22 protein-coding genes are annotated in these 20,763 nt (G+C 61.6%); 11 read left to right on the forward strand and 11 right to left on the reverse strand.

Translation table 11 applies throughout. The annotated features are described in order from the left end of the window. Positions 1-7 precede the first annotated feature (7 nt). The gene (gene folE2, locus ACOCLD_RS03155) at positions 8-904 is read right to left on the reverse strand and encodes a GTP cyclohydrolase FolE2 (protein WP_422910818.1); all 897 of its coding nucleotides are present in this window, start codon (positions 902-904) and stop codon (positions 8-10) included. Positions 905-979: 75 nt separating this feature from the next. Between folE2 and dksA the strand changes: the two genes are divergently transcribed. From dksA to ACOCLD_RS03170, 3 genes are read left to right on the forward strand one after another with little or no spacing between them, the layout of a single operon-like run. Continuing rightward, positions 980-1,405, forward strand: coding sequence for an RNA polymerase-binding protein DksA (gene dksA, locus ACOCLD_RS03160; protein ID WP_422910819.1), 426 nt, complete (start codon positions 980-982; stop codon positions 1,403-1,405). Between the two features lie 14 nt (positions 1,406-1,419). Beyond that, on the forward strand, positions 1,420-2,625 hold the full coding sequence (zigA, locus tag ACOCLD_RS03165) for a zinc metallochaperone GTPase ZigA (protein ID WP_422910820.1): 1,206 nt from the start codon (positions 1,420-1,422) through the stop codon (positions 2,623-2,625). After that, positions 2,625-3,269 carry a DUF1826 domain-containing protein gene (locus ACOCLD_RS03170; protein WP_422910821.1) on the forward strand — a complete coding sequence of 215 codons (645 nt, stop codon included), beginning with the start codon at positions 2,625-2,627 and terminating at the stop codon, positions 3,267-3,269. The genes zigA and ACOCLD_RS03170 overlap by 1 nt, the downstream gene beginning before the upstream one ends. A gap of 133 nt (positions 3,270-3,402) precedes the next feature. On the opposite strand, the gene ACOCLD_RS03175 is transcribed toward ACOCLD_RS03170, so the two are convergent. Beyond that, the gene (locus ACOCLD_RS03175) at positions 3,403-3,756 is read right to left on the reverse strand and encodes an NADH:ubiquinone oxidoreductase (protein ID WP_422910822.1); all 354 of its coding nucleotides are present in this window, start codon (positions 3,754-3,756) and stop codon (positions 3,403-3,405) included. A 140-nt stretch (positions 3,757-3,896) separates the two neighbouring features. On the opposite strand from ACOCLD_RS03175, the gene ACOCLD_RS03180 reads away from it, so the two are divergent. Continuing rightward, positions 3,897-4,859, forward strand: coding sequence for a CobW family GTP-binding protein (locus ACOCLD_RS03180; protein WP_422910823.1), 963 nt, complete (start codon positions 3,897-3,899; stop codon positions 4,857-4,859). A gap of 19 nt (positions 4,860-4,878) precedes the next feature. On the opposite strand, the gene ACOCLD_RS03185 is transcribed toward ACOCLD_RS03180, so the two are convergent. Continuing rightward, positions 4,879-5,652, reverse strand: a complete 774-nt coding sequence (locus ACOCLD_RS03185; RefSeq protein ID WP_422910824.1) for a hypothetical protein — start codon at positions 5,650-5,652, stop codon at positions 4,879-4,881. Between the two features lie 51 nt (positions 5,653-5,703). Beyond that, entirely contained in the window at positions 5,704-6,561 is an 858-nt protein-coding gene (locus ACOCLD_RS03190; RefSeq protein ID WP_422910825.1) for a plasmid partitioning protein, read from the reverse strand. Positions 6,562-6,909: 348 nt separating this feature from the next. On the opposite strand from ACOCLD_RS03190, the gene ACOCLD_RS03195 reads away from it, so the two are divergent. Continuing rightward, positions 6,910-8,652 (forward strand): DUF1302 domain-containing protein, encoded by a 1,743-nt coding sequence (locus tag ACOCLD_RS03195; protein ID WP_422910826.1) that lies wholly within the window; start codon positions 6,910-6,912, stop codon positions 8,650-8,652. Positions 8,653-8,664: 12 nt separating this feature from the next. Next, positions 8,665-10,026, forward strand: coding sequence for a DUF1329 domain-containing protein (locus tag ACOCLD_RS03200; protein WP_422910827.1), 1,362 nt, complete (start codon positions 8,665-8,667; stop codon positions 10,024-10,026). Here ACOCLD_RS03200 and ACOCLD_RS03205 read toward each other — a convergent pair. Next, entirely contained in the window at positions 10,023-10,643 is a 621-nt protein-coding gene (locus tag ACOCLD_RS03205; protein WP_422910828.1) for a TetR/AcrR family transcriptional regulator, read from the reverse strand. The genes ACOCLD_RS03200 and ACOCLD_RS03205 overlap by 4 nt on opposite strands. A gap of 177 nt (positions 10,644-10,820) precedes the next feature. On the opposite strand from ACOCLD_RS03205, the gene ACOCLD_RS03210 reads away from it, so the two are divergent. From ACOCLD_RS03210 to ACOCLD_RS03220, 3 genes are all read left to right on the forward strand, one after another. Beyond that, entirely contained in the window at positions 10,821-11,603 is a 783-nt protein-coding gene (locus ACOCLD_RS03210; protein WP_422910829.1) for an alpha/beta fold hydrolase, read from the forward strand. 103 nt (positions 11,604-11,706) lie between these two features. After that, on the forward strand, positions 11,707-12,585 hold the full coding sequence (locus tag ACOCLD_RS03215) for an alpha/beta fold hydrolase (RefSeq protein ID WP_422910830.1): 879 nt from the start codon (positions 11,707-11,709) through the stop codon (positions 12,583-12,585). Between the two features lie 2 nt (positions 12,586-12,587). Next, positions 12,588-12,962, forward strand: coding sequence for a DUF7079 family protein (locus ACOCLD_RS03220; RefSeq protein ID WP_422910831.1), 375 nt, complete (start codon positions 12,588-12,590; stop codon positions 12,960-12,962). A 40-nt stretch (positions 12,963-13,002) separates the two neighbouring features. On the opposite strand, the gene ACOCLD_RS03225 is transcribed toward ACOCLD_RS03220, so the two are convergent. Further along, entirely contained in the window at positions 13,003-13,407 is a 405-nt protein-coding gene (locus tag ACOCLD_RS03225; protein ID WP_422910832.1) for a DUF3301 domain-containing protein, read from the reverse strand. 121 nt (positions 13,408-13,528) lie between these two features. Here ACOCLD_RS03225 and ACOCLD_RS03230 point away from each other — a divergent pair, with 121 nt between their 5' ends. Beyond that, positions 13,529-14,062 (forward strand): zf-TFIIB domain-containing protein, encoded by a 534-nt coding sequence (locus ACOCLD_RS03230; RefSeq protein ID WP_422910833.1) that lies wholly within the window; start codon positions 13,529-13,531, stop codon positions 14,060-14,062. A gap of 3 nt (positions 14,063-14,065) precedes the next feature. Here the strand turns inward: ACOCLD_RS03230 and ACOCLD_RS03235 are convergent, their stop codons facing one another. The 5 genes from ACOCLD_RS03235 to ACOCLD_RS03255 form a co-directional block, all read right to left on the reverse strand. After that, complete coding sequence (locus ACOCLD_RS03235; RefSeq protein WP_422910834.1) at positions 14,066-15,604, reverse strand: diguanylate cyclase; 1,539 nt, start codon at positions 15,602-15,604, stop codon at positions 14,066-14,068. 64 nt (positions 15,605-15,668) lie between these two features. Next, entirely contained in the window at positions 15,669-16,154 is a 486-nt protein-coding gene (locus ACOCLD_RS03240; RefSeq protein WP_257776463.1) for an acyl-CoA thioesterase, read from the reverse strand. Positions 16,155-16,218: 64 nt separating this feature from the next. After that, positions 16,219-16,950, reverse strand: coding sequence for a substrate-binding periplasmic protein (locus ACOCLD_RS03245; RefSeq protein WP_422910835.1), 732 nt, complete (start codon positions 16,948-16,950; stop codon positions 16,219-16,221). Between the two features lie 55 nt (positions 16,951-17,005). Further along, on the reverse strand, positions 17,006-18,373 hold the full coding sequence (locus tag ACOCLD_RS03250; protein ID WP_422910836.1) for a glutamine synthetase family protein: 1,368 nt from the start codon (positions 18,371-18,373) through the stop codon (positions 17,006-17,008). A gap of 90 nt (positions 18,374-18,463) precedes the next feature. Then, on the reverse strand, positions 18,464-19,855 hold the full coding sequence (locus ACOCLD_RS03255; RefSeq protein ID WP_422910837.1) for an aspartate aminotransferase family protein: 1,392 nt from the start codon (positions 19,853-19,855) through the stop codon (positions 18,464-18,466). Positions 19,856-19,977: 122 nt separating this feature from the next. On the opposite strand from ACOCLD_RS03255, the gene ACOCLD_RS03260 reads away from it, so the two are divergent. Then, positions 19,978-20,748 (forward strand): SDR family NAD(P)-dependent oxidoreductase, encoded by a 771-nt coding sequence (locus ACOCLD_RS03260; protein ID WP_422910838.1) that lies wholly within the window; start codon positions 19,978-19,980, stop codon positions 20,746-20,748. Positions 20,749-20,763: the final 15 nt, after the last annotated feature.

The raw sequence follows: 20,763 nt of genomic DNA on the forward strand, positions 1-20,763 counted from the left end.
CAGCGGATCATGCCGCATCCCAGTTCCAGCGGCTGACGGCAACGGCATCGTGGGCGTGCAGACTTTCCGCGTGCACCACGCGCAGCTGAAAGGCGCGGAACCCCGTGTGTTCGCGCAAGGCGCTGTGCAGGCGGCGGGCGGCGTCTTCGCAGAACATCAGGTTCTGTCCGTTGGCCAGGGCGAAAGCCTGTTCATCGGCGCGCTTTACCGCCGTCTGCACGGCGGTGCCGAGGGCCTGCTCGGCGCTGTCGATCAGCGCAACCAGCGGCAATTTCGCGCTGTCGCTGTGCAGGCGCACCTGCAATGTGGCGTAGCTGCGCTGGCTGTGCGGCGTGGCGACGATGCCCTGGGGCGAGCCGAGCCAGGCCAGCAGTTGTGCGTGGTCCAGCGGCTGGCCGGCGAAATCCTCGACAAAGCGCTGCTGAATCAGCTGGCGCGCCAGGGCAGCGGAGCACGGGCAGGTCGAGGAATAGGCCACCTCTACCTGTAGTTCCACGTGAAACCCCCATGAATCCTGGCGTGCGCGTACTTCGAAGGGGTAGGACTTCCAACCGGCGAGGGGGCTGACCAGCGCTGGGCGACTAAGCAAGGCTTCGCCACGCAGGGCAATGGACGCTTGTTGTGACAGGTCCTGGTGGCTGTGCAGAAACTCGCTCAGCAGTTGCTGCAGCGTCGTCGTGTTCAGTTCGCAGTGTTCCAGCCCGTGCAGCGCCAGGTACAGGCGCGACATATGAATGCCACGGGCATTGCCGTCATCCAGGCTGACCCCGACATCCGCGCAGGCATTGATGCGCTGCCCAGCCAGGTTGATTGGCAGCGCGATGCCTTGCATGCCAACCCAGTCGAGGGTGTGTTCATGGGCAGGCGTTTGCGCGGCTATGTCCGGCAGGGTCAGTGCGTTCATCAGAAATCAGCGCTCGGTTATGGGTTTAAATGTTATGTTATAACAATTGCAACGCAAAACCAGTGAATCCTGACGATGACCGAAACGCTGCTTACCCACGCCGAACTGCTCGCTCAGCCGGCGGACGACTATATGAACGCCGTGCAACAGCAGTTCTTTCGCACGCTGCTGCTCAGCCAGCGCGATGAACTGCAGAACCGTATTGCCGAGGAGTTCGAAACCCTGCGCGAACGCGAAACCAGCAGCGACCCTGCCGATATCGGCAGTGCCGAAGAACAGCGCCAGTGGCAACTGCGCCTGCTGGAGCGGGAAAAGAAGCTGCTCGACAAGATCGATGAAGCGCTCGACCGCCTGGCCCGTGGCGAATACGGCTGGTGCGTCGAGACCGGCGAGCCGATTGGCCTCAAACGCCTGTTGCTACGGCCCACTGCGAGCCTGTGCATCGAAGCCAAAGAGCGCCAGGAACAACGCGAAAAACACCTGCGCCACACCGAACAATGATGGAGCCTGCAACCATGACCAATCGTCTTCCCGTAACCGTGCTGTCCGGCTTTCTCGGTGCCGGTAAAAGCACCTTGCTCAACGCCATCCTGAAAAACCGCCAGGGTTTGAAAGTGGCGGTGATCGTTAACGATATGAGCGAGATCAATATCGATGGCAGCGAAGTTCAGCGTGATGTCAGCCTGAACCGTGCCGAAGAAAAGCTCGTGGAAATGAGCAACGGCTGCATCTGCTGCACCCTGCGCGAAGACCTGCTGGAAGAAGTCGGCCGCCTGGCCCGTGATGGCCGTTTCGACTATCTGCTGATCGAATCCACCGGGATCAGCGAGCCGCTGCCGGTGGCCGAGACCTTCACCTTCCGTGGCGAAGACGGCCAGAGCCTGGCCGATGTGGCACGCCTGGACACCATGGTCACGGTGGTCGACGGGGTGAACTTTCTGCGCGACTTCCATCAGGCCGAGAGCCTGGCCAGCCGTGGCGAAACCCTCGGTGAAGAGGATGAGCGATCAATCACCGACCTGCTGATCGAACAGGTGGAATTCGCCGATGTGCTGCTGATCAGCAAGATCGACCTGATCAGCAGCCATGAGCGCGAGGAGCTGATGGCCATCCTCAAGGGCCTCAATACCCACGCCGAAATCGTGCCGATGGCCATGGGCGCTGTGCCGCTAGAGAAGATCCTCAACACCGGTCGTTTCGACTTCGCGCGTGCGTCGGAATCTCCTGGATGGCTTAAGGAGCTGCGCGGCGAACATATCCCGGAAACCGAGGAATACGGCATTGCCTCCACTGCTTACCGGGCGCGCAAGCCGCTGCATCCCGAGCGTTTCTTCAATTTCATCAACCGCGAATGGACCAATGGCCGTCTGCTGCGCAGCAAGGGTTTCTTCTGGCTGGCCAGCAAGTACCAGGAGGCTGGCAGTTGGTCCCAGGCGGGCGGTCTGATGCGTCATGGTTTTGCCGGGCGTTGGTGGCGTTTCGTACCCAAGGCGCAGTGGCCACAGGATGAGGAAGGCCTGCAGGCGATCATGAAAAACTGGCAAACCCAGACCGGTGACTGCCGGCAGGAGCTGGTGTTTATCGGCCAGAACATCGACTTCGCCCTGCTCACCGCCGAACTGGATGCCTGCCTGCTCACCGAGGCGGAAATGGCCCTTGGTGTTGATGCCTGGCGTGCACTGCCCGACCCATTTGGCCCCTGGCATGAGGAGGCGGCCTGATGCTCGCGCAGGTGTTGCGCCAGCCGCTGCAGCAGGTCAGCAGCGAGCAGATTGATGTATTCGGCGAAGTGCTGCGTGATGAGGTCAACCTGGCGCTTTGGCAGCGTCAGCTACCGCCGCAGATCAGCGATTTTGCCAACGCCCTGCTGGCCCAGGGTGAGCCGCTGAGCCAATCCATGGTGCTGGAGTTGGCCAGCCCGGAGAGCGAACCGAACCTGAGTGGCCTGGTGGATGGCTACAGCGACCTGCCGGGTCAGGCGGCCTTTTTGCAGGACGTCAGCTGGCTGGTCAGCGCCTTCGCCTGCCTGTTCGACGCCAAACGCATCGGCCTGCGCCTGCGTATTCTCGACAAGGCCATGTGCCCGCGCTTTCACGTCGACCATGTGCCGGTGCGCTTGATTACCAGCTATGCCGGAGTCGGCAGCGAGTGGCTGGCAGAAGGTGTGATGGCGCGCCGCCGCTTGGGCGATCCGGCAGCGGAGCCCAGTGATGCTGCGTTGATCAAGCGCGCCGAGGCTGGCCATGTGTTGCTGGCCAAGGGCGAAAAATGGACGGGCAACGAGGGTGGCGGGCTGATTCATCGCTCGCCGCAACCGCCTGCCGGTGAGCGGCGCTTATTGCTGACGTTGGATTGGCTGGGCTGACTGCAGGCAAAAAAATAGGCTGCACAGACAGCAGCCTTAAGCACCAGAAAGGCATACCGGCGCGTGACCCGGCATGCAGGGGTGAGGTACCCAAAGCCACTAGAACATAGACAGTGTGACGCTTTGATGACGGTTAGCGCGCCATCCATACACCCTTGCTCTGCTGCTCGCAGAAGGGCTTGAGGTAGGTGGCGTCGCTGGCCACGCCGTAATAATGCACATCCTGCTTATAGGGCGTGCCGCCCACGGTTGAGTTACGACATACGCCGAAAGCGCCCATCGGGCACTGTTCAACAAATTCCACTTCAACCTTCTGCCCCTTCAGCTGCGGCTGGCAGAAACCGGTGCGGAACAGGTTGGGTGGGATGCTGCGGTTCTGCTGGCAGACTTTCACATCCAGGCGCTCGGCCTGGCTATGCACCACACAGGCTTCACCCCAGGCCAGGCCGGACAGTGTGAACAAGCTCAGCAGCAGAAAAACGCGCATCCATTGACCCTCTGAAATTATGCCGGCGACTCTAGCACGCAGACTTCATTCGGTCTGCGTTGACGCTCTTACGGGCTGCAGGCCGCTAGAATGGCCGCAGAAGAACTCTTCCTCTCGATAGACAGTGGCAAGCGCCGACCATGCTGAACAATATTCCTACCCACCTGATCGCTGGGCCCCTGGGTGCCGGCAAGACCAGCCTGATCCGTCATCTGCTGGCCCAGCGTCCGGCGCACGAACGCTGGGCGGTGCTGATCAATGAATTCGGCTTGGTGGGGCTGGATGCCGCTTTACTGACTACCGACGACGATGGCGTGGCCCTCGGTGAAGTGGCAGGCGGCTGCCTGTGCTGCGTCAACGGCGTGCCCTTTCAGGTCGGCCTGAGTCGGCTGTTGCGCAAGGCCAAACCGCATCGCCTGCTGATCGAACCCTCCGGTCTCGGCCATCCCCTGCAACTGCTGGAACAGCTGAGCGCAGCGCCTTGGATTGGCGTGCTGGCCGTGCAGGAGCCGTTGCTGGTGCTGGATGCTCAGGCCCTGGCGGCGGGTGAAGCGCTGCCAGATAGCCAGCAGGCGACGCTTGGCCACGCCGGGCTGCTGCTGTTGAACAAGGTCGAAGGGCTGGATGAAGCCACCCAGACGCGCATTCAGATGCAATTGCCCGCGCGGCCGATTTACTGGACCCGTCAGGGCGCCTTGCCGCTGGCAGAGTTGCCTGGTTTTAGTGCCCAGGCCGAGAGCGCGGGCACGCTGGATAACCTGCCCAGCGGCAGCGCGCCGTTGCCGCAACTGTGGCGCAGCCCAAGCGAGCCGATCTGCCAGGTGCAACAGCAGGCCGAAGGCTGGAGCATCGGCTGGCGCTGGCACCCCAGCCAGCAGTTCGAGTTGCTGCGGGTGCAGCAGTGGCTGAGCGACCTGCCCTGGCGCCGTGCCAAGCTGGTGCTGCACACCAACGCCGGCTGGCTGTCCGCCAACGCTCTCAACGGTGCAGTGCTGCACTGGCAAAACAGCGAGTGGCGCAAGGACTCGCGGCTGGAGCTGATCTTTAGCGAGGCGCAGGAAGTGTCGGCGTTGCAGGCCGGGTTTGTCGCCTGCCTGCTGTAGTGCGGTTCTACCGGCTATTTCAGGGCGCGGGCTGGGCCAACGTGGGTAGCTGTTGCAGGTCGTCGATAATCCGTCGGCTGTAGCGGTTGACCAGCGTGGGCACGTTGTCCTGCTGGTAATGCTGCAACGAGGGTTCGATATAACGCCACCTGAGCTCAATGCGCTGCAGCAGCGCCTGCGCCTCGGGGCTTGTGTGTATCTTCTGTACTTGCTGCAGACCTTCGCTAAAGGCTTTGCTCTGCACATCTAACGCCGGGTTGTCGCCGCCCAGGGCATTGGCTCCCACGCTATGGGCCAGGTAGTCGGTGCAGAGGTTTTGCAACTGCATGGCCAGCAACTGGTTATGTGTCGCCAGTGGATCTGGCTGCTGGTAATAGACGCTCAAACTGTCGCTCAGGCGCGTCAGCAGGCGGTTTAGCTGAATCAGCTCGGCAATCGATCCACCGCTTGGCGTGTGCCGCTGTTGCAGGCTGCTCGCCAGTTCCTGCAACAGCACACGGTAGGCGGGCCACTGCTCACGCAATCGCTGCAAGGTATTTAGCCCGCCGCTATCAGCTGGAGCATCCAGTTGGCTGAGCAGTTGCTCGGTCTGGGTGATGCGTTGTTGCAGCGATGCCAAGTGCGCCGGATCGCTGTCTACCCCATAGAGTAAATAGAAATCGCCCAGTGAGCCGTTAAGGTCGAGGCGTATCAGCTGCAGCTGCGTGGCCGGTTGTGCGCTTGCCGCATAGCTGTTGAAGCAGACGAGCAAGGTCGCCAGCGCACACAGCCGGCTCAGGTTTAGATGTTTCATAGGCGTGTCCTGAAGCGCGGCCGAGCATCCGCCCGGCCGCCTGTTGAGGGGTCAGGGGTAGGCGTTAAACCAGGCCAGGGTCTTGCCCGGTGAGGCGTCGAACCATTCATGCTGGCCCAGTGGTTCGGTGTAACGACCGGTGGGAATGCCTTGGTAGAGCAGGCGGTCGTAGTACATGTCCATGCTCCACCAGGGCACCACGGCATCGACAAGACCGTGGATAAAGTAGGTCGGTGGGTGGTCGGCTGGCAGGCTGTCCGGCACCGAGCAGAGCGGGCCGCTGCAGGTCGCGTAGGAGCCGGAATGCACCACCAGCGCCTTGAACTGGCCAGGGAAGCTGACGGCCATGCGGCTGGTGTTATAGCCGCCGCTGGAGATGCCGGTGGCGTATTTGCGTTGGCCGTTCAAGGGGCCGAAGTGGCCATTGTCGATGGCTGTGAACAGGTTGCTGAGAAAGGTGAAGTCGGTACTGGTTTCATACAACGCCCCGGACAGGCCGGGGATATTGGTGTGCCAGAACAGATCCGCTGGCGCGCTGGGGGCAATCACCGCGTAGCCGTTGTCGAGCAGGGTCTTGATGGTTTTGCCTTCGTTGTACAGTTTGCCCAGCCAGGCATTGCTGTAATAAACGAAATTATCCAGCGCAAAAAACGAGCCCTGGTAGAAAACTACCACCGGCCAACCGCCAGGCGGTGGCGTACCGGCAGGGCGTTGATAGATTACTTTGCGGGTTGCTAGGGCGCCCGAGTTGATCCAGGTCGAATGGTGGCTGCAGCTGATCTTGCCGGGCAGCAGCAGGGTCTTCTTGCGCTCGCTGCAGGGTGAGTCGGCCCAGCTTGGGCTGGTAAACAGGCACGTCAACAGGGCGATCAGGCCCAGCCGACGCACATTTTGCTTGGCAGTAAACATGTGCGGTCTCCCGTTTTTATTGGTTTTTTATGGCGACGTCCTCCTGACGCTGATGGCTGATTCCCTGCATTTGCCAAACAAATAGAAACATGAATTCCGATTCCGTCAAGTCGACGAAACCGCGCAATCTGCGCGCTGCAGCCTGGCGATCCGTCTAGCGCCGGCTATCGACAAGGACAAAAAATCTTTTATTGCCTGCCGCCCATGGTGGCCACCCAGCGGGCAGCGCCGCTGCGTGAGGTCAAAAATTCCCCGGCAATTTTCGGGGCTTGCCAAAAGGCGTGGTTGGTACTACTTTATCGGAACCGATGTTCCGGTTCCGATAAAAACAATACGCAGGAGATCGTCGTGGCGACACAGAGATCAGCATGGACGGCAGGTTGTTTGGCGTTGCTGGCGGCCAGCCAGGCAGATGCCTTTCAGGCGCGCTCAGGAGACTGGGCGCTATCGTTGGATACCACCCTGTCCTACGGGGTGAACTACCGCATGGAGAGCCAGGATCGACGCCTGATTGCCCGCGCTAATGGCGGCAGGGGTGACAACAGCGGCTTGATCAACTCCGATGACGGCAACCTCAACTTCAAGAAGGGTGAGTTGTTCTCCGAGGTGGCCAAGGTGGTCACCGAGATGGACCTGAATTTTCAGGACAACTACGGCATCTTTCTGCGCGCCCGTGGCTTCTATGATTTCGAGCTGAAGGACGATAACCGCCGCCATCGTGAGATTCCCAACAAGGGGTTGGACGATGCCGGTTCCAGCATCGATCTGCTGGATGCCTTTGTCTACGGCAGCTGGACAGTGGCTGACCGCACCCTTAACGCTCGTCTGGGCCGGCAGGTGATCAACTGGGGCGAGGGGCTGTTCTATCAGAACGGCATCGGCGCGACCAACCCGGTGGACCTCAACGCCCTGCGCGCACCAGGTTCCGAGCTGAAAGAAGCCTATATGCCGACCCTGATGGGCTATGCCTCGTTCGAGCTGAGCGAAGGCCTGTCGATTGAGGGCTACTGGCAGCCAGGCAGCGCTTGGGAAGAGACCAAGATCGACCCCTGCGGCACCTACTTCTCCACCCTGGATGTACTGGGCGGCGGTTGTGACTACCTGTCGGTCACGCCCCTGCAGGAAGCACTACCTGGCGGCCTGGCGTTCGACAATCCGGCTGCGGCGCAGGCCTACGCCAACAGCCTGGGCCCAGGTTTTGTAAACGACCTGATCCGCACCTACCTGCCCACCACCTTTATGCCGCGCGGCAAGGATGTAAAAGCCGACGATGCCGCGCAATTTGGTGTGGCCATGCGCTGGATGGTGCCGGAGCTGAACGACAGCGAGTTGGGTTTTTACTACCTGCGCTACAACATGAACGTGCCGATGCTCGGGATGACCGTGGCGCGACCTATTGTGCTGCCTGTTCTGGGGGCGCAGCCGAACGCCAGCACCTCGGAGTACTACGCCGAATACCTGGAGAAGCGCCACCTGTATGGCCTGAGCTTTAACACCAGCATCGGCGGCGACAGCTTTCTCAATGGCCTGTCGCTGGCAGGCGAGCTGAGCTATCGGCCGAACGCGCCGATTGCCCTGGGCCTGGGTGAATACCTGCCGACTGCACTGTTGGGCAGTGCGCAGGGCATCGCCCCCGGTACGCGTCTCGATGGCTTCCGTGAGAAGGCCATGTGGCAAGCCTCGCTGGTTGGCATCTACAGCTTTAACGGTCTGCTCGGTGCCGACTCCGCCACGTTAATGAGCGAGGTGGTCGGTAGCCGGGTGCAAGGGTTGGAGTCGGATGTCGACTACTACGGCGCCACATCCAGTGCCTGGGGCGCGCAAAGCAGCCTGTCGCTGACTTATAGCAACGTGTTCAACGTGGTCAATCTGGTGCCCAGCGTCAGTTACCAGTACGGCATCAATGGCGTTGCGCCGCAGCTGACCAACGGCCTGCTGGAAGAGCGCAAAAGCTACTCGCTGGGGGTCGACGCGATCTATCAGGAGTCGTTGACAGTGGGCGTCAAATACGTTGGCTACAGCGGCGCGGGTCTGGCCAACAAGCTCAGCGACCGCGATTACCTCGGCTTCAACATCAAATACAGTTTCTAGGACGAGATCATCATGAAGACTTCAGGATTGTTGCGCGCCAGCCTGTTCGGCACTCTGTTGCTCAGCGGCGCGCTGGCTCAGGCTCAGGTCGATGCTGCCAAGGCCGCGCGGCTCGGCCAGGACTTGACCCCTATCGGCGCCGAAAAGGCCGGTAATGCTGCCGGCACTATCCCGGCCTGGGACGGTGGCCTGCCCCGTGATGCCAAGGCCTACGATCCGGCCCTGGGCTATCGCGACCCTTATGCCGCCGATCAACCGCTGTTCAGCATCACTGCGGCGAACGCCGAACAGTACCGTGAGCAGCTCAGCCCCGGTCAGTTGGCCATGCTCACGCGCTTCAGGGACAGCTGGAAGCTCAACGTCTACCCGACTCGCCGTTCGGCTTCCTACCCGGACAAGGTGTACGCCGCTGTTAAGCACAACGCGACGTCGGCCAAGCTGATCGAAGGCGGCAATGGTATCGCCGACTTCAAGCTGGCCACGCCATTCCCGCTGCCACAATCGGGCCTTGAAGTGCTGTGGAACCATTTGGTGCGCTACCGCGGCGACAGCGTCAAACGCTACTACGCCCAGGCAGTGCCACAAGCGGGTGGCGACTACTTTATGACCAAGATCGAAGATCTGTTCCTGTTCAACGAAGCCGCTGGCGATCACAGCCAGAGCAATGGCAACGTGCTGTTCTACTTTCGTCAGTCGGTACTCGCCCCCGCGCGCCTAGCCGGCACCGAACTGCTGGTGCACGAGACCGTCAACCAGGTTAAGGAGCCGCGTCTGGCCTGGCTCTACGCATCGGGTCAGCGCCGCGTAAGGCGCGCACCCAACGTCGCTTACGACTCACCCGGCACCTCATCGGACGGCATGCGTACCACGGATAACTTCGACATGTTCTCCGGCGCGCCGGACAAATACGACTGGCAGCTGGTGGGCAAGAAGGAACTCTTCGTGCCGTACAACAGTTACCGCCTGGCGGCCAAGAGCAACAAGTACAGCGACATCGTCAAACGTGGGCATATCAACCCGGATCTGCTGCGTTACGAGTTGCACCGCGTCTGGCATGTACGCGCCACGTTAAAGGCCGGTATGCGCCATCAGTACAAGCAGCGCGATATGTATTTTGATGAGGACAGCTACCAGATCTTGGTGGTCGACCACTACGACAACCGCGACACCCTGTGGCGGGTTGGCGAGTCTTACACCATCAACCTGTATGACCAGCCGCTGATCTGGACCAAGGGCGATGCAGTATATGACTTGATCGGCGGTCGCTATGTCATTGGCGTGTTGTCCAATGAAGAGCCGGCTAATCAGTTTGATATTGCCTTGAAGCCGTCTGACTTTACCCCGGCGCAATTACGCAGGGACAGTCGTCGTTAATGTTTGGCAACTTGCAGATAATTGCAGATGAGCGTGGAAAGTTCTCCGGGAATAACTTCCCGGGGAGTTTCACCGAGTGTCCCGACCATGGTCAGGTAATTCATGCTGGCCAGCAGCATATGCGCGCAAAGATCGGCGGCCTGTTGCGGGTGTGGGTGGCCGAATTCGCTCTGGCGGGTCAGGACGATGCGACAGAAGGTCTGACCGATATAGGCATTGAGCTGGTGGAAGCGCTGGCGAAATTGCAGATCGGCCGAGCTGCGGCGAACCAGGGCACGCAGCAGACCTTCGCGCCCGGCGAACAGGTCGAGCATGCCTTGGATAAACCCTTCGATTTGCTCAGCCACAGGCCGGTCGCTGTGGCTGAGATCGGCGACCAGCGCATCGATAGCACTGCGACCTTGTTCGACAAAGCGCTCATGTACGGCGTAGAGCAGCACGTCTTTGTCGCCCAGCAGGCGATAGAAAGTGCCTACCGAGGACTCGGCCAGTTGCGCAATCTGAGAAATGCCGGTGTCTTCGAAGCGATTGTCCGCAAGCAATTCGGCAGCCACGTTGAGGAAGCGTTCCAAGGCTTTTTTACTGCGAGCCTGAGTCGGGCTGGAAATGCTGTTCATTAGGAATTCTCTATACGAAGCAGGCCGATTCTAGGTTTTTCGGCGTAATAAGGCAAACGCCAGCGTAATAACTAAGTTGGCAATCTGAATATATTTATTAGTTGTTTTCTGATAACCGGCGCGGTTCAGAAGGGCAGGTTAATTAGTGCCCTGGTTATTATTAAAAGGAGTTTAGTTGTGCACTACATTCAATTGAAAACTGGTCGTTGTGCCTATATTCGCCAAGGCCAGGGCATGCCGGTGCTGTTACTGCATGGCCTGGGTTCATCCTGGCAGGACTGGCAGCCGCAAATCGAGGCGCTGTCGCGCTTTGCCGAAGTGTTCGCTCTCGATTTGCGCGGGCATGGCGCCAGCGAACCCCTGCGCGAGCCGGTCAGCGTGGCTGAGTTGGCGGAGGATGTTGGCGAATTTATTCGCATCCAGAACATTCATGGCTGCGTGTTGGTGGGGATCTCCATGGGCGGCATGGTTGGCTTCCAATTGTTGGCGCAGCAGCCAGAACTGGTCGGACGTCTGGTGGCGATCAACAGTGCGCCGAGTTTCCCTCTGGATTCCTGGGCGTTGCGCAGCAAGGTGCTGCTGCGTCTGGCGCTGATCCGCCTGCTCGGCTTAAAAGCCATGGGCCGCTTACTGGCGCGCAAGCTGTTTCCCTATGCCGAGCAGAGCGAGTTGCGCCGGCGCACCGCGATGCGCATCGGTGCCAACGATCCGGTGTCCTACCTGCATGCGATCCGCGCGATTCTCGGCTGGTCGGCCTTGCCGGCGGTTAATGGCGTCGATACGCCGATGTTGATCGTGGCCGGTGACCGTGATTACACGCCCTTGGCCTACAAACAGGCATATGTGGCCGCGCTGCGCAATGCCGAATTGCAGGTCGTGAGCGACTCCGGGCATGCCACGCCATTGGATCAACCCGAGCAATTAAATGCCCTGCTGGAGCGCTTTATTCGCGGCCAGTAGTGGGGCAAGAGGTGAGTGTGGACATTCGGGCATCTCTATAGGTGCCCATTTTTTTGTGGCCCGCGCGCAGTAAACTGGCGGTTCAGACGACAGCGAGCCGGTTATGAATCTTCAACCCTGGTCCCACGACACTAGCGCCGGTTTCACCCTGCGTGGCTGGTACACGCCGCCTACGGGCAAGCCCGTGCTGCATTTTCTGCATGGCAACGGCTATTGCGGGCGGGTGTATACGCCGATGCTGGCGCTGTTGGCCGAGGATTTCGACCTGTGGTTGTGTGATGTACAGGGCCATGGCGAGAGTGATCACGGTGGACGCTTCCACGGTTGGAACCGCAGCGCCGAGCTGGCGGTAGAAGCCTTTAACGCCGGTCGTGCGTGGTTTGCCGATGCCCCGGCTTATGCGCTGGGCCACAGTTTTGGCGGGGTGCTGACCAGCCTGATCCTAGCCCAGCAGCCGCAGCTGTTTCAGCGCGCGGTATTACTTGATCCGGTGCTGTTCAGCCCGGCAATGATCGGGGTGATGGCGTTGTCCGATGTGGTTGGATTGAGCCGGCGCACCACCTTGGCCAGCAAGGCGCTCAAACGCCGCAGCAGCTGGCCGGATCGCGCCGCCGCCCACGCAGCATTGCATGGTCGTGGGATGTTCCGTGGCTGGACCGAAGAGGCCTTTGCCGCCTATATCCAGCATGCCCTGAAAGACAGCGACAAAGGCGCTGAGCTGCGCTGCCGGCCAAGTCGCGAAGCCGACATTTTCAGCTCCTTTCCCAAGCGTTTGTGGCCGTCACTGACCAAGGTGACGACGCCAACGCAGGTGCTCTATGGCGAGCGCAGCTACCCCTTTGTGGCCAAGTCGGTGGCCCGTTGGTGCGCCAGCAATGGACATGTCAGTGGCCATGTGGTGCCGGGCGGGCACTGCTTTATGCAGGAGCAGCCGGAGGCCGCTGCAGCGCGCGTTAGCGATTTTCTGCTGCAGCGTGGCTGAGCATGCAGGCCGCAACTCGGGAAGACGTCTGGCTGATGTTGTCCGACCTGTGGCTGGATACCGAGCTGGATCAGCGCTGGCTGGCAGGGATTTCTGATGTCTTGCGGCGTAGCGGCCTGAGCAGGGCGCAGCTGGAGGCAATCTGGTTGTATGAAGTGGCCCCTGTGGTCTGGCTCAATCACTGGAACTTTACCGGTGTGTGGGGCGGCTTCGATTCGCAGTGGTTGTTCGCCGGTTGCCGGCGCAACCAGCAGCGCGGGCGTTGGCATCGCTACAAATGCCGGCTGTTGCGCTGGCCGATGACCTACGGTTGTCAGAACGAATGGCAGCAGATTCTCGGCTACCTGGCCGAGCCAGCTGCGGGCGATGCGACTTAGCGCGTTGGCAGTGCCGCTTATGGCGAGTGAGGCGGTGTTTTCACTGACGCGGGCTGCTGTCGTCGGGTAAATGGTGCTGGTTGCGCCACTGGGCCATTTCAATCACCTGGGCACTGTCTGCCGGCGGTTCGCGGAAGGGGTGGGCCGCCAGTTCGATACGCCCCACCTGCTTGCCAAACATGACGATGCTGCCGGCGTGGCGCTGCTCACCGGTGACCGTGAATTCGAAGCCATACACCCGCGCCAGGCGCTTGCGTCCGCGCGCATCGGGCAACAGGGCGAGCCGGCGCAGGGCAACATTGCCATCGAGTAACTCCACATCAGCCTTGGCGCAGTGCTGCTGCACCAGGGTCAACGCGCGCTCACGCAGACCATGGGCATGCCACAGCCAGGCGCAGGCGGTGGCGAACAGCATCAGCAGAAATACATCGAAGAGGTCGATCATGGTGGCTCCGGCAGCAGAGTGCAGAGCTTAACCGATTGCCGCACAGTTCTTGGTGCTGGGCTTGTCGCCGTTAAGCAGTTGCTTTAGCGTCCGCGCACGCCCACCCGAAAAGGAATTTCCCATGCAGTGTCCTGCCTGCCGTACCACCCCGTTGCAACCCACCAAGCTGGATGACGGCCTGCTGGCCCATGGCTGCCCACAGTGCTCTGGCGCGCTGGTGGCCTTGCTGTATTACCGTGATTGGGCTGAGCGTCAGCCGCAGAATGATGAGCCGCAGGCGCCGGTTGCCGTTGAGGCGGTCAGCGAGAGCCAGCAGGCCCTGAGTTGTCCGAAATGCGCCAAATTGATGAGCAAGTTTCAGATCAGCGGCACCCACGGCAACCGCCTGGATCTGTGCAGCAGCTGTGATGAGGCCTGGCTGGATAACGGCGAATGGCAGCTGCTCAAGGCGCTGGAACTCAGCCACAAGATGCCGAGCATCTTCACCGAGGCCTGGCAGCGCAAGGTACGCCAGCAAGCCTCCGAGGAGGCGCGGCGGCAGCGTTTCGCCCGCCTGGTCGGTGATGAGGCCATTGCCCGCGCGGACGATATTCGCAGCTGGTTGAAGGACCACCCGCAGCGCCGTGAGCTGCTGTTCTATATCGGTCACGAGTGACCGTTACTCCTCTGGAGCAATGCGATTACGCCCCTGCGCTTTGGCGTTGTACACCTGGGTGTCGGCGCGCTGTAGCAGCTGCTCCAGGGTTTCATGCGGGCTGCTGCTGGCCAGACCGATGCTGACGCTGATGTTCAACGGGCCCTGAACTGTGTCGATGGGGTGCGTGTGCAGGTCGCTGCGCAGGCGCTCCAGGCGCTGTTGCGCGGCGTTGAGGTCGCTGTCGGGCAACAGGATGACGAATTCCTCGCCACCCATACGGGCGAATAGGTCGGTGCTGCGTGCCTGCTGCCGGCACAGGGCACTGAACGCCACCAGCACCTGATCGCCGACGGCATGGCCGTACTGGTCGTTGACCTGTTTGAAGTGGTCGAGGTCGAGCATCGCCAGGCACAGCGGTGTGCCCTGGCGCTGGCTGCGCTGCAGTTCGTGTTCGGCGCGCTGCTGGAAGGCGCGGCGGTTGAGGGTGCCGGTCAACGGGTCGGTGGTGGCGAGCTGGCGCAGCTGCTCTTCCAGAGCCTTGCGCTGGTTGACGTCGCGGATTTCGGCGACCTGCTGCTGGGCTTCGGCCAGCCGCACGATGCTCAGCTCGGCGGCGAACGGTTGGCCGTCTGCGCGCTGGGCGAGCAGGTCGTGGGGGCGGCCATCGGCCTGTTGCAGCAGGTCGCTGAGCGGCTGTTGGCTGCTGCTGTCGAATAGCCGCGACAGCGGTTGGCCGAGCAGTTGTTCGCGGGTTTGCGCAAACAGCTGTTCCAGCTTGGGGTTGCTGTCGACGATGCGCTCGCCGTCGAGCACCATCACTCCGGCGTTGCTTACGCTCATCAGACGCTCGAAGCGTTCGGCGTTGGCGGCCGCCTGCTGGGCATTGCGCTGGCTGTCGGCGAGGATGCGGCGCATGGTCAGCAGCACCAGGCCGACCAGGGCCATAAGCCACAGGGGAATGCCGAAGTTGTAGGGCAGCAGGTAGCTTACCGAGCGCGTGACGTCATCATGAACGATGCCTTGCAGGCCATCGTGCAGGCCAATCACGCCGCGCAACAGGGTGACCAGGGCATAGCCGAACAAGGCGATGGCGACAAACTGGCAGACGCCGCGGAGTTCCACCTCACTGGGCGCACGCCATAGCGCCCAGCAGGCCTGCAGCGGCAGTAGGCCGCCAATAGCGGCGTACAGCGCGACGAGGTATTCCGAATTGATGGGGCTTAGCCACCAGTGCCAGCTCAGGACCAGGCTCATCACCCCGGCGCTGGCGGGCACGGTCCACCAGGGCAGCGGCCGGCCAAGAAAGTGGAAAACACCGAGCAGGATGATCGCTTCACCTGCCAGTTGTAGGGCATTGCCAAGAATATTCAGCAGTTTGCTGCCACTGGCCATAAAGCCCATAAACAGCAGGATGCCGATGATCAGGATCCAGCTGCCCAGCATCCACAAACCGGGGCCCCGGTAGGGGCGGGAAAAATACCAAAGCCCGCTGCAGGCAATGGCGCTCGCCAGCATCAGGTTCAGGCCCAGTAGCATGGGGGAGAAATACAGGCTTTCCATGGCCTTACTCGGTGTTATGCGCAGGGCACAATTGTGCCGCTGGCGTGCGATGTTGTCTGCGGGTTCAGCTTTTTTCTTCGTTCAGCGCCTGATAGCGCTGTTGTAGTTCGTGGCGGATCTGCCGACGTTGCAGGGCCTGGCGCTGGCGTCGCAGGGCGTCTGCGGTGGTCGGCTCAAGGGCCGGAATCGCCGCCGGTTTGCCGTGTTCATCCACCGCCACCATGGTGAAGAAACAGCTGTTGGTGTGGCGCACGGAGCGTTCGCGGATATTTTCCGTGATCACCTTGATGCCGACTTCCATCGAGGTGCGCCCGGAATAATTGACCGAGGCGAGAAAGGTCACCAGTTCGCCGACATGAATGGGTTCGCGGAAGATCACCTGGTCCACCGACAGGGTCACCACGTAGCAACCGGCATAGCGGCTGGCGCAGGCGTAGGCGACTTCATCGAGGTATTTGAGCAGGGTGCCGCCGTGCACATTGCCGGAGAAGTTGGCCATGTCCGGGGTCATCAGGACGGTCATCGACAGCTGGGCGTTTCCGGGTTCCATGGCGGGCTCTGTGCTGGGGTTTGTGGCAACCATAGCAGGTGCCGGGGCAGGCCGGCGCGGCGAATCAGGGCACGCCGAACTGCTGGCGCAACTGGTTGAGCATGGCGGCCTGCTCGCTCAGGAACTGGTCGAAACGTTTGATCAGCTGCGGGTAGCGATAGCTGCTCAGATGGAAGCTGGTGGTGATCTGCGGCAATTGCGGGTCACGTTGCAGTTGCTGCGGGTCGATGCCGAGCAGTTGCATATGGTGTTGCACTACCTGCGGGTTGGCGTAGATGGCATCCAGGCGGCCGCGCTCAAGCATACGCAGCAGGCTCTGGATGTCCTGCACTTCCACCAGTTCGATGCGGTGTTGCTCCAGCAGCGGTTGCCAGGCCTCAGCAGTAAAGCCACGCACGATACCCACTCGTTTGATTGCGCCGAGGCCCTGATTGAGCTGCTCACGGCGCACCAGGGTGGCGTCAACGATCTCCACCACGGCCTGGCTGTAATACAGCGGCTGGCCGTCGCGAGCTTCGCGGGCCCAGGCCGGGTTGTCGGGGAACAGCAGGTCGAGGCTGTGTTCGCCGAGCATATTGCGATACAGACGGTTGACCGGCTGCGGACGCAGTTCCAGTTCAAGCTCTTCGTGTTTGGCGAAGGCCTGCAGCAGGGCGATGCAGTAGCCATCGAAACCCTGTCCTTCCACCGTACTGTAATAGGGGTAGTAGTCGTGATTCTCCAGGCCCACGCGCAACGGTTCGGCCGTTGCGAGTGTGCCGTACAGCCAGCAGGCCAGGATAATGCAGAGGCGCATGGGCCACTCCAGGGTGCTCAGAATCTGTACAGCTTAGCTGGTGGTGCTCCAGCCGTCAGGCGTGGGTCAGGTACCAGCGCCAGTCCTGCTCGCCGACTTCGCCCATAAACTGGCGGAACTCGTTCCATTTGATCGCCAGGAATACCTTGAGGAAGTCCTCACCCAGTGCCTGCTTGGCCCAGTTGGAGTTTTCCAGCGTACGCAGGGCGGTCAGCCAGTCGGTGGGCAGGGTCTCGCGGGCCTGTTCGTAGCCGTTGCCGATGATTTCCTCGCCCGGATCGATCTGGTTGTTGATGCCGTGATGGATGCCGGCAAGGATCGCTGCCGCGGCCAGGTAGGGGTTGGCATCGGCGCCGCAGATGCGGTGCTCGACATGCCGGCTCTTGGCCGGGCCGCCCGGTACGCGGAACGAAACGGTGCGGTTGTTCACCCCCCAGCTCTTGGCCAGCGGCGCGTAGCTGTTGGCCTGGAAGCGGCGGAACGAGTTGGCGTTGGGGCAGAAGATCGCCAGGGCATCATTCAGCGTGGCCATCATTCCGCCAATCGCATATTTCAACAGCGGCGTGCCATGTGGGTCTTCCGAGGCCATTAAATTGTTGCCCTGTTCATCGGCCAGCGACACGTGCATATGCATCCCGCTGCCTGCCAGGTCGCCAAATGGCTTGGCCATAAAGCAGGCCTGCAACCCGTGCTTGTTGGCCACGCCCTTGACCAGGCGCTTGTAGCGCACACCTTCATCCACCGCTTGCAACGCGTCAAAGCGGTGCTCCAGGGTCAGCTCCAGCTGGCCTGGCGCGTATTCAGAGATCGCTGTGCGCACTGGCAGGCCCTGCACTTCGCAGGCGGCGTAGAGGTCGTCGAGGAAGGCTTGCTGCTGCTCCAGCTCCAGTACGCCATACACCTGCGGTGCCTGCGGGCGCACGCCATTGGCTTGCAGCGCCGGCTGCGGACGGCCATTGGCGTCGCGGGTCTTGTCCAGCAGGTAGAACTCCAGCTCCACCGCCATTACCGGGTGGTAGCCATCGGCCTTGAGCGCGTCAATGGCGCGAATTAGCACATGCCGCGGATCAGCGGGCGCGGCCGGTAGGCCCTGGGTCGGGTGCATGCTGACCTGCAGCTGGCCAGTGGGCGTGGCACGCCAGGGTTGCAGGGTCAGGCTGCCGGGCAGCGGGTAGGTCCAGCAGTCGGCATCGGCGACTTCCCAGACCAGGCCGCTTTCTTCCACGTCCTCGCCCTGGATGGTCAGCGCCAGGATCGAGCTGGGCAGCGGTCGGCCGTTCTCGTAGATGGCCAGCAGCTCGTCGCGGTGCAGCAGCTTGCCGCGCGGGATGCCGTTGGCGTCGATCAGCATCAGCTCGATGCTGCGCACGTCGGGATGGGCGGCGAGGAAGTCACGGGCTTCCTGGGGATTGGCGAATTGCATGGTGATTCTCACAGTGAGTCGTCATTTCATGGGAGGCGCTTCAGCGGCGATTGTCGCGGCTGAGGCGCCTACCACAGGCTGATCGATGAGTTACTCGCGGGCGCCGGGGATGGCCAGCAGTTCGGTCAGGGCCTGGTCGAGCATGCTGATCAGTTGGTCCACATCCTCGGCCGTGGTGCTTGGGCAGCACAGGGTCATGTTGTGGAACGGGGTGATCAGGATGCCGCGGTTGATCAGGTACAGGTGCAGGGCCATTTGTAGCTCGTCGTGGAAGGCGGCTTCGGCCTCGGCACCGGTCTTCGGCGATATCGGGCAGAACTGGAATTCGCTGCGCGCGCCCAACTCGGTGACCGACCACTTGAGGTCGTGCTTGCCGATCAGCGAACGGAAGCCGTCCGCCAGGCGCTTGGCCAGCGGCAGCATGTGATCGTAGGCGGCCGGAGTCATCACCTGTTCCAGGTTGGCGCGCATGCAGTGCATGGCCAGGGCGTTGGCCGACAAGGTGGTACCCATGCCGCTGTGACCGTGGCCATGGCTGCCTTCGCTGGCGCGTTTGCGCGCGGCGGTCATGGCTTCGGCGATCGCCGCGCTGCAACCGAAGATGCCGCACGGCACGCCGCCGGCAATCGGTTTGCCGACCACGAAGAAGTCCGGGTCGAGGTTCCACAGCTGGGTGCATCCACCCATATCGGTGGAGATGGTGTGGGTCTCGTCGATGATCAGCAGCGCGCCGTATTTGCGGGTCAGCTCGCGGCATTTCTGCATAAAGCCCGGCTCGGGCAGGACCATGCCGATGTTGGTCATGGCCGGCTCGCACAGCAGGGCGCAGACGTCGCCTTTAGCCAGCGCGGCCTCCAGCGCGGCCACGTCGTTGAACGGCACCGAGCGGCTGTACTCGGTCAGGTCATAGGCCTGGCCGACCAGGCCGGAGCGCGGCACGGTTTCGCCGTCGATGCAGCGCACCATCACGTCATCCACCGTGCCGTGGTAGCAGCCGTCGAACACCAGCAGGGTTTTGCGCTGGGTAATGGCGCGGGCCCAGCGCAGCACATAGCGATTCGAATCTGTTGCTGTGGCGGTCACCTGCCAGAACGGCAGGCCGAAGCGCGCGGCCAGCAACTCGCCGCAGATCACGGCGTCTTCGCCCGGCAGCATGGTGGTCAGGCCGTTGTTGCCCTGCTCGGCAATGGCCTTGGCGATCGGGTCCGGCGAGTGGCCGAACATGGTGCCGGTGTCGCCCAGACAGAAGTCGATATATTCGTGGCCATCAACGTCATAGAAGCGCGCACCCTTGGCCCGCTCGACGAACAGCGGCACCGGGGTCGACCAGTCGGCCATCCAGTGCATCGGTACGCCGCCATAGAGAGAGTTGCGCGCGCGTTCGGCCAGGGCCACGGATTTCGGGTTGCGCGCGATAAAACGCTCACGCTCGCGCTGGGCGAAGGCTTCTACGGCGGATGGGCTGATACCACTGGCAGTCATGTTGAACACCTCGTTCGAATATCTGCACATGCTATTTTGTGATCACAGAAAACTCAAGCATTGGTTTAATACTGCTTTATTGCTAGATTATCGCCACATTTGTGATCACAGGATTCTGCGTTATGGACTTCCAGCAACAGGTCGCGCTGATCAGTGGCGCGGGCAGTGAATCGGGTATTGGCCTGGCGATTGCCCGCCGTCTCGGTCGTGCCGGGGCGCGGGTGCTGTTGACGGCCAGCAGTGCGCGAGTCGAGCAACGGGTCGCAGAGTTATGCGCTGAAGGTATTCAAGCACGTGGTCGCGCTGCTGACCTGACTGATGAACAGCAGGTCGGCGAATTGCTCGACTGGGCGCAGGTGCAGTGGGGGCCGATCGATATTCTGGTGAACAATGCCGGCATGGCCATGCAAGGCAGCCCTGAGCCGTTTGCCGAGTTGGCGGACATGGACCTGGCCACCTGGAATTTGTCCATCGCGCGCAACCTCGGCACGGCTTTTTTGCTCACCCGCGCGGTGCTGCCGGGCATGCGGGCGCGCGGCTACGGGCGCATCGTCAATATCAGCTCGACCACCGGCACCCGTGGCAGCAATCCGGGTGAGGCGGCTTACAGTGCGGCCAAGGCCGGCATGCTCGGCCTGTCCATGGGCCTGGCGCTGGAAGTGGCCAGGCAGGGCATCACGGTCAACAGTGTGGCGCCGGGCTGGATCGCCACCGGTTCGAGCACCGAAGAGGAGCAACATGCGGCGCAGTACACCCCGCTAGGCCGTGCCGGTCGCCCCGAAGAAGTGGCTGCCGCCGTGGCCTTTCTTGCGTCACCGGAAGCCAGTTACATCACCGGTGAAGTGCTGGTGGTGGATGGCGGGAACTGCCTGATCGAAAACAAGGCACCGTGAACCCGTAGAATTCAT

The sequence above is a fragment of the Pseudomonas cimarronensis genome (genome assembly GCF_049331905.1).
In the GTDB taxonomy this organism is placed as follows: domain Bacteria; phylum Pseudomonadota; class Gammaproteobacteria; order Pseudomonadales; family Pseudomonadaceae; genus Aquipseudomonas.

Coding starts and splice junctions, on each gene's coding strand:
- dksA (WP_422910819.1), top strand. CDS start 980: ATGACCGAAACGCTGCTTACCCACGCCGAACTGCTCGCTCAGCCGGCG.
- ACOCLD_RS03185 (WP_422910824.1), bottom strand. CDS start 5,652: ATGAAACATCTAAACCTGAGCCGGCTGTGTGCGCTGGCGACCTTGCTC.
- ACOCLD_RS03200 (WP_422910827.1), top strand. CDS start 8,665: ATGAAGACTTCAGGATTGTTGCGCGCCAGCCTGTTCGGCACTCTGTTG.
- ACOCLD_RS03230 (WP_422910833.1), top strand. CDS start 13,529: ATGCAGTGTCCTGCCTGCCGTACCACCCCGTTGCAACCCACCAAGCTG.
- ACOCLD_RS03190 (WP_422910825.1), bottom strand. CDS start 6,561: ATGTTTACTGCCAAGCAAAATGTGCGTCGGCTGGGCCTGATCGCCCTG.
- ACOCLD_RS03240 (WP_257776463.1), bottom strand. CDS start 16,154: ATGGAACCCGGAAACGCCCAGCTGTCGATGACCGTCCTGATGACCCCG.
- ACOCLD_RS03220 (WP_422910831.1), top strand. CDS start 12,588: ATGCAGGCCGCAACTCGGGAAGACGTCTGGCTGATGTTGTCCGACCTG.
- ACOCLD_RS03170 (WP_422910821.1), top strand. CDS start 2,625: ATGCTCGCGCAGGTGTTGCGCCAGCCGCTGCAGCAGGTCAGCAGCGAG.
- ACOCLD_RS03250 (WP_422910836.1), bottom strand. CDS start 18,373: ATGCAATTCGCCAATCCCCAGGAAGCCCGTGACTTCCTCGCCGCCCAT.
- ACOCLD_RS03175 (WP_422910822.1), bottom strand. CDS start 3,756: ATGCGCGTTTTTCTGCTGCTGAGCTTGTTCACACTGTCCGGCCTGGCC.
- ACOCLD_RS03235 (WP_422910834.1), bottom strand. CDS start 15,604: ATGGAAAGCCTGTATTTCTCCCCCATGCTACTGGGCCTGAACCTGATG.
- ACOCLD_RS03225 (WP_422910832.1), bottom strand. CDS start 13,407: ATGATCGACCTCTTCGATGTATTTCTGCTGATGCTGTTCGCCACCGCC.
- ACOCLD_RS03260 (WP_422910838.1), top strand. CDS start 19,978: ATGGACTTCCAGCAACAGGTCGCGCTGATCAGTGGCGCGGGCAGTGAA.
- ACOCLD_RS03245 (WP_422910835.1), bottom strand. CDS start 16,950: ATGCGCCTCTGCATTATCCTGGCCTGCTGGCTGTACGGCACACTCGCA.
- folE2 (WP_422910818.1), bottom strand. CDS start 904: ATGAACGCACTGACCCTGCCGGACATAGCCGCGCAAACGCCTGCCCAT.
- ACOCLD_RS03215 (WP_422910830.1), top strand. CDS start 11,707: ATGAATCTTCAACCCTGGTCCCACGACACTAGCGCCGGTTTCACCCTG.
- ACOCLD_RS03255 (WP_422910837.1), bottom strand. CDS start 19,855: ATGACTGCCAGTGGTATCAGCCCATCCGCCGTAGAAGCCTTCGCCCAG.
- ACOCLD_RS03180 (WP_422910823.1), top strand. CDS start 3,897: ATGCTGAACAATATTCCTACCCACCTGATCGCTGGGCCCCTGGGTGCC.
- zigA (WP_422910820.1), top strand. CDS start 1,420: ATGACCAATCGTCTTCCCGTAACCGTGCTGTCCGGCTTTCTCGGTGCC.
- ACOCLD_RS03205 (WP_422910828.1), bottom strand. CDS start 10,643: ATGAACAGCATTTCCAGCCCGACTCAGGCTCGCAGTAAAAAAGCCTTG.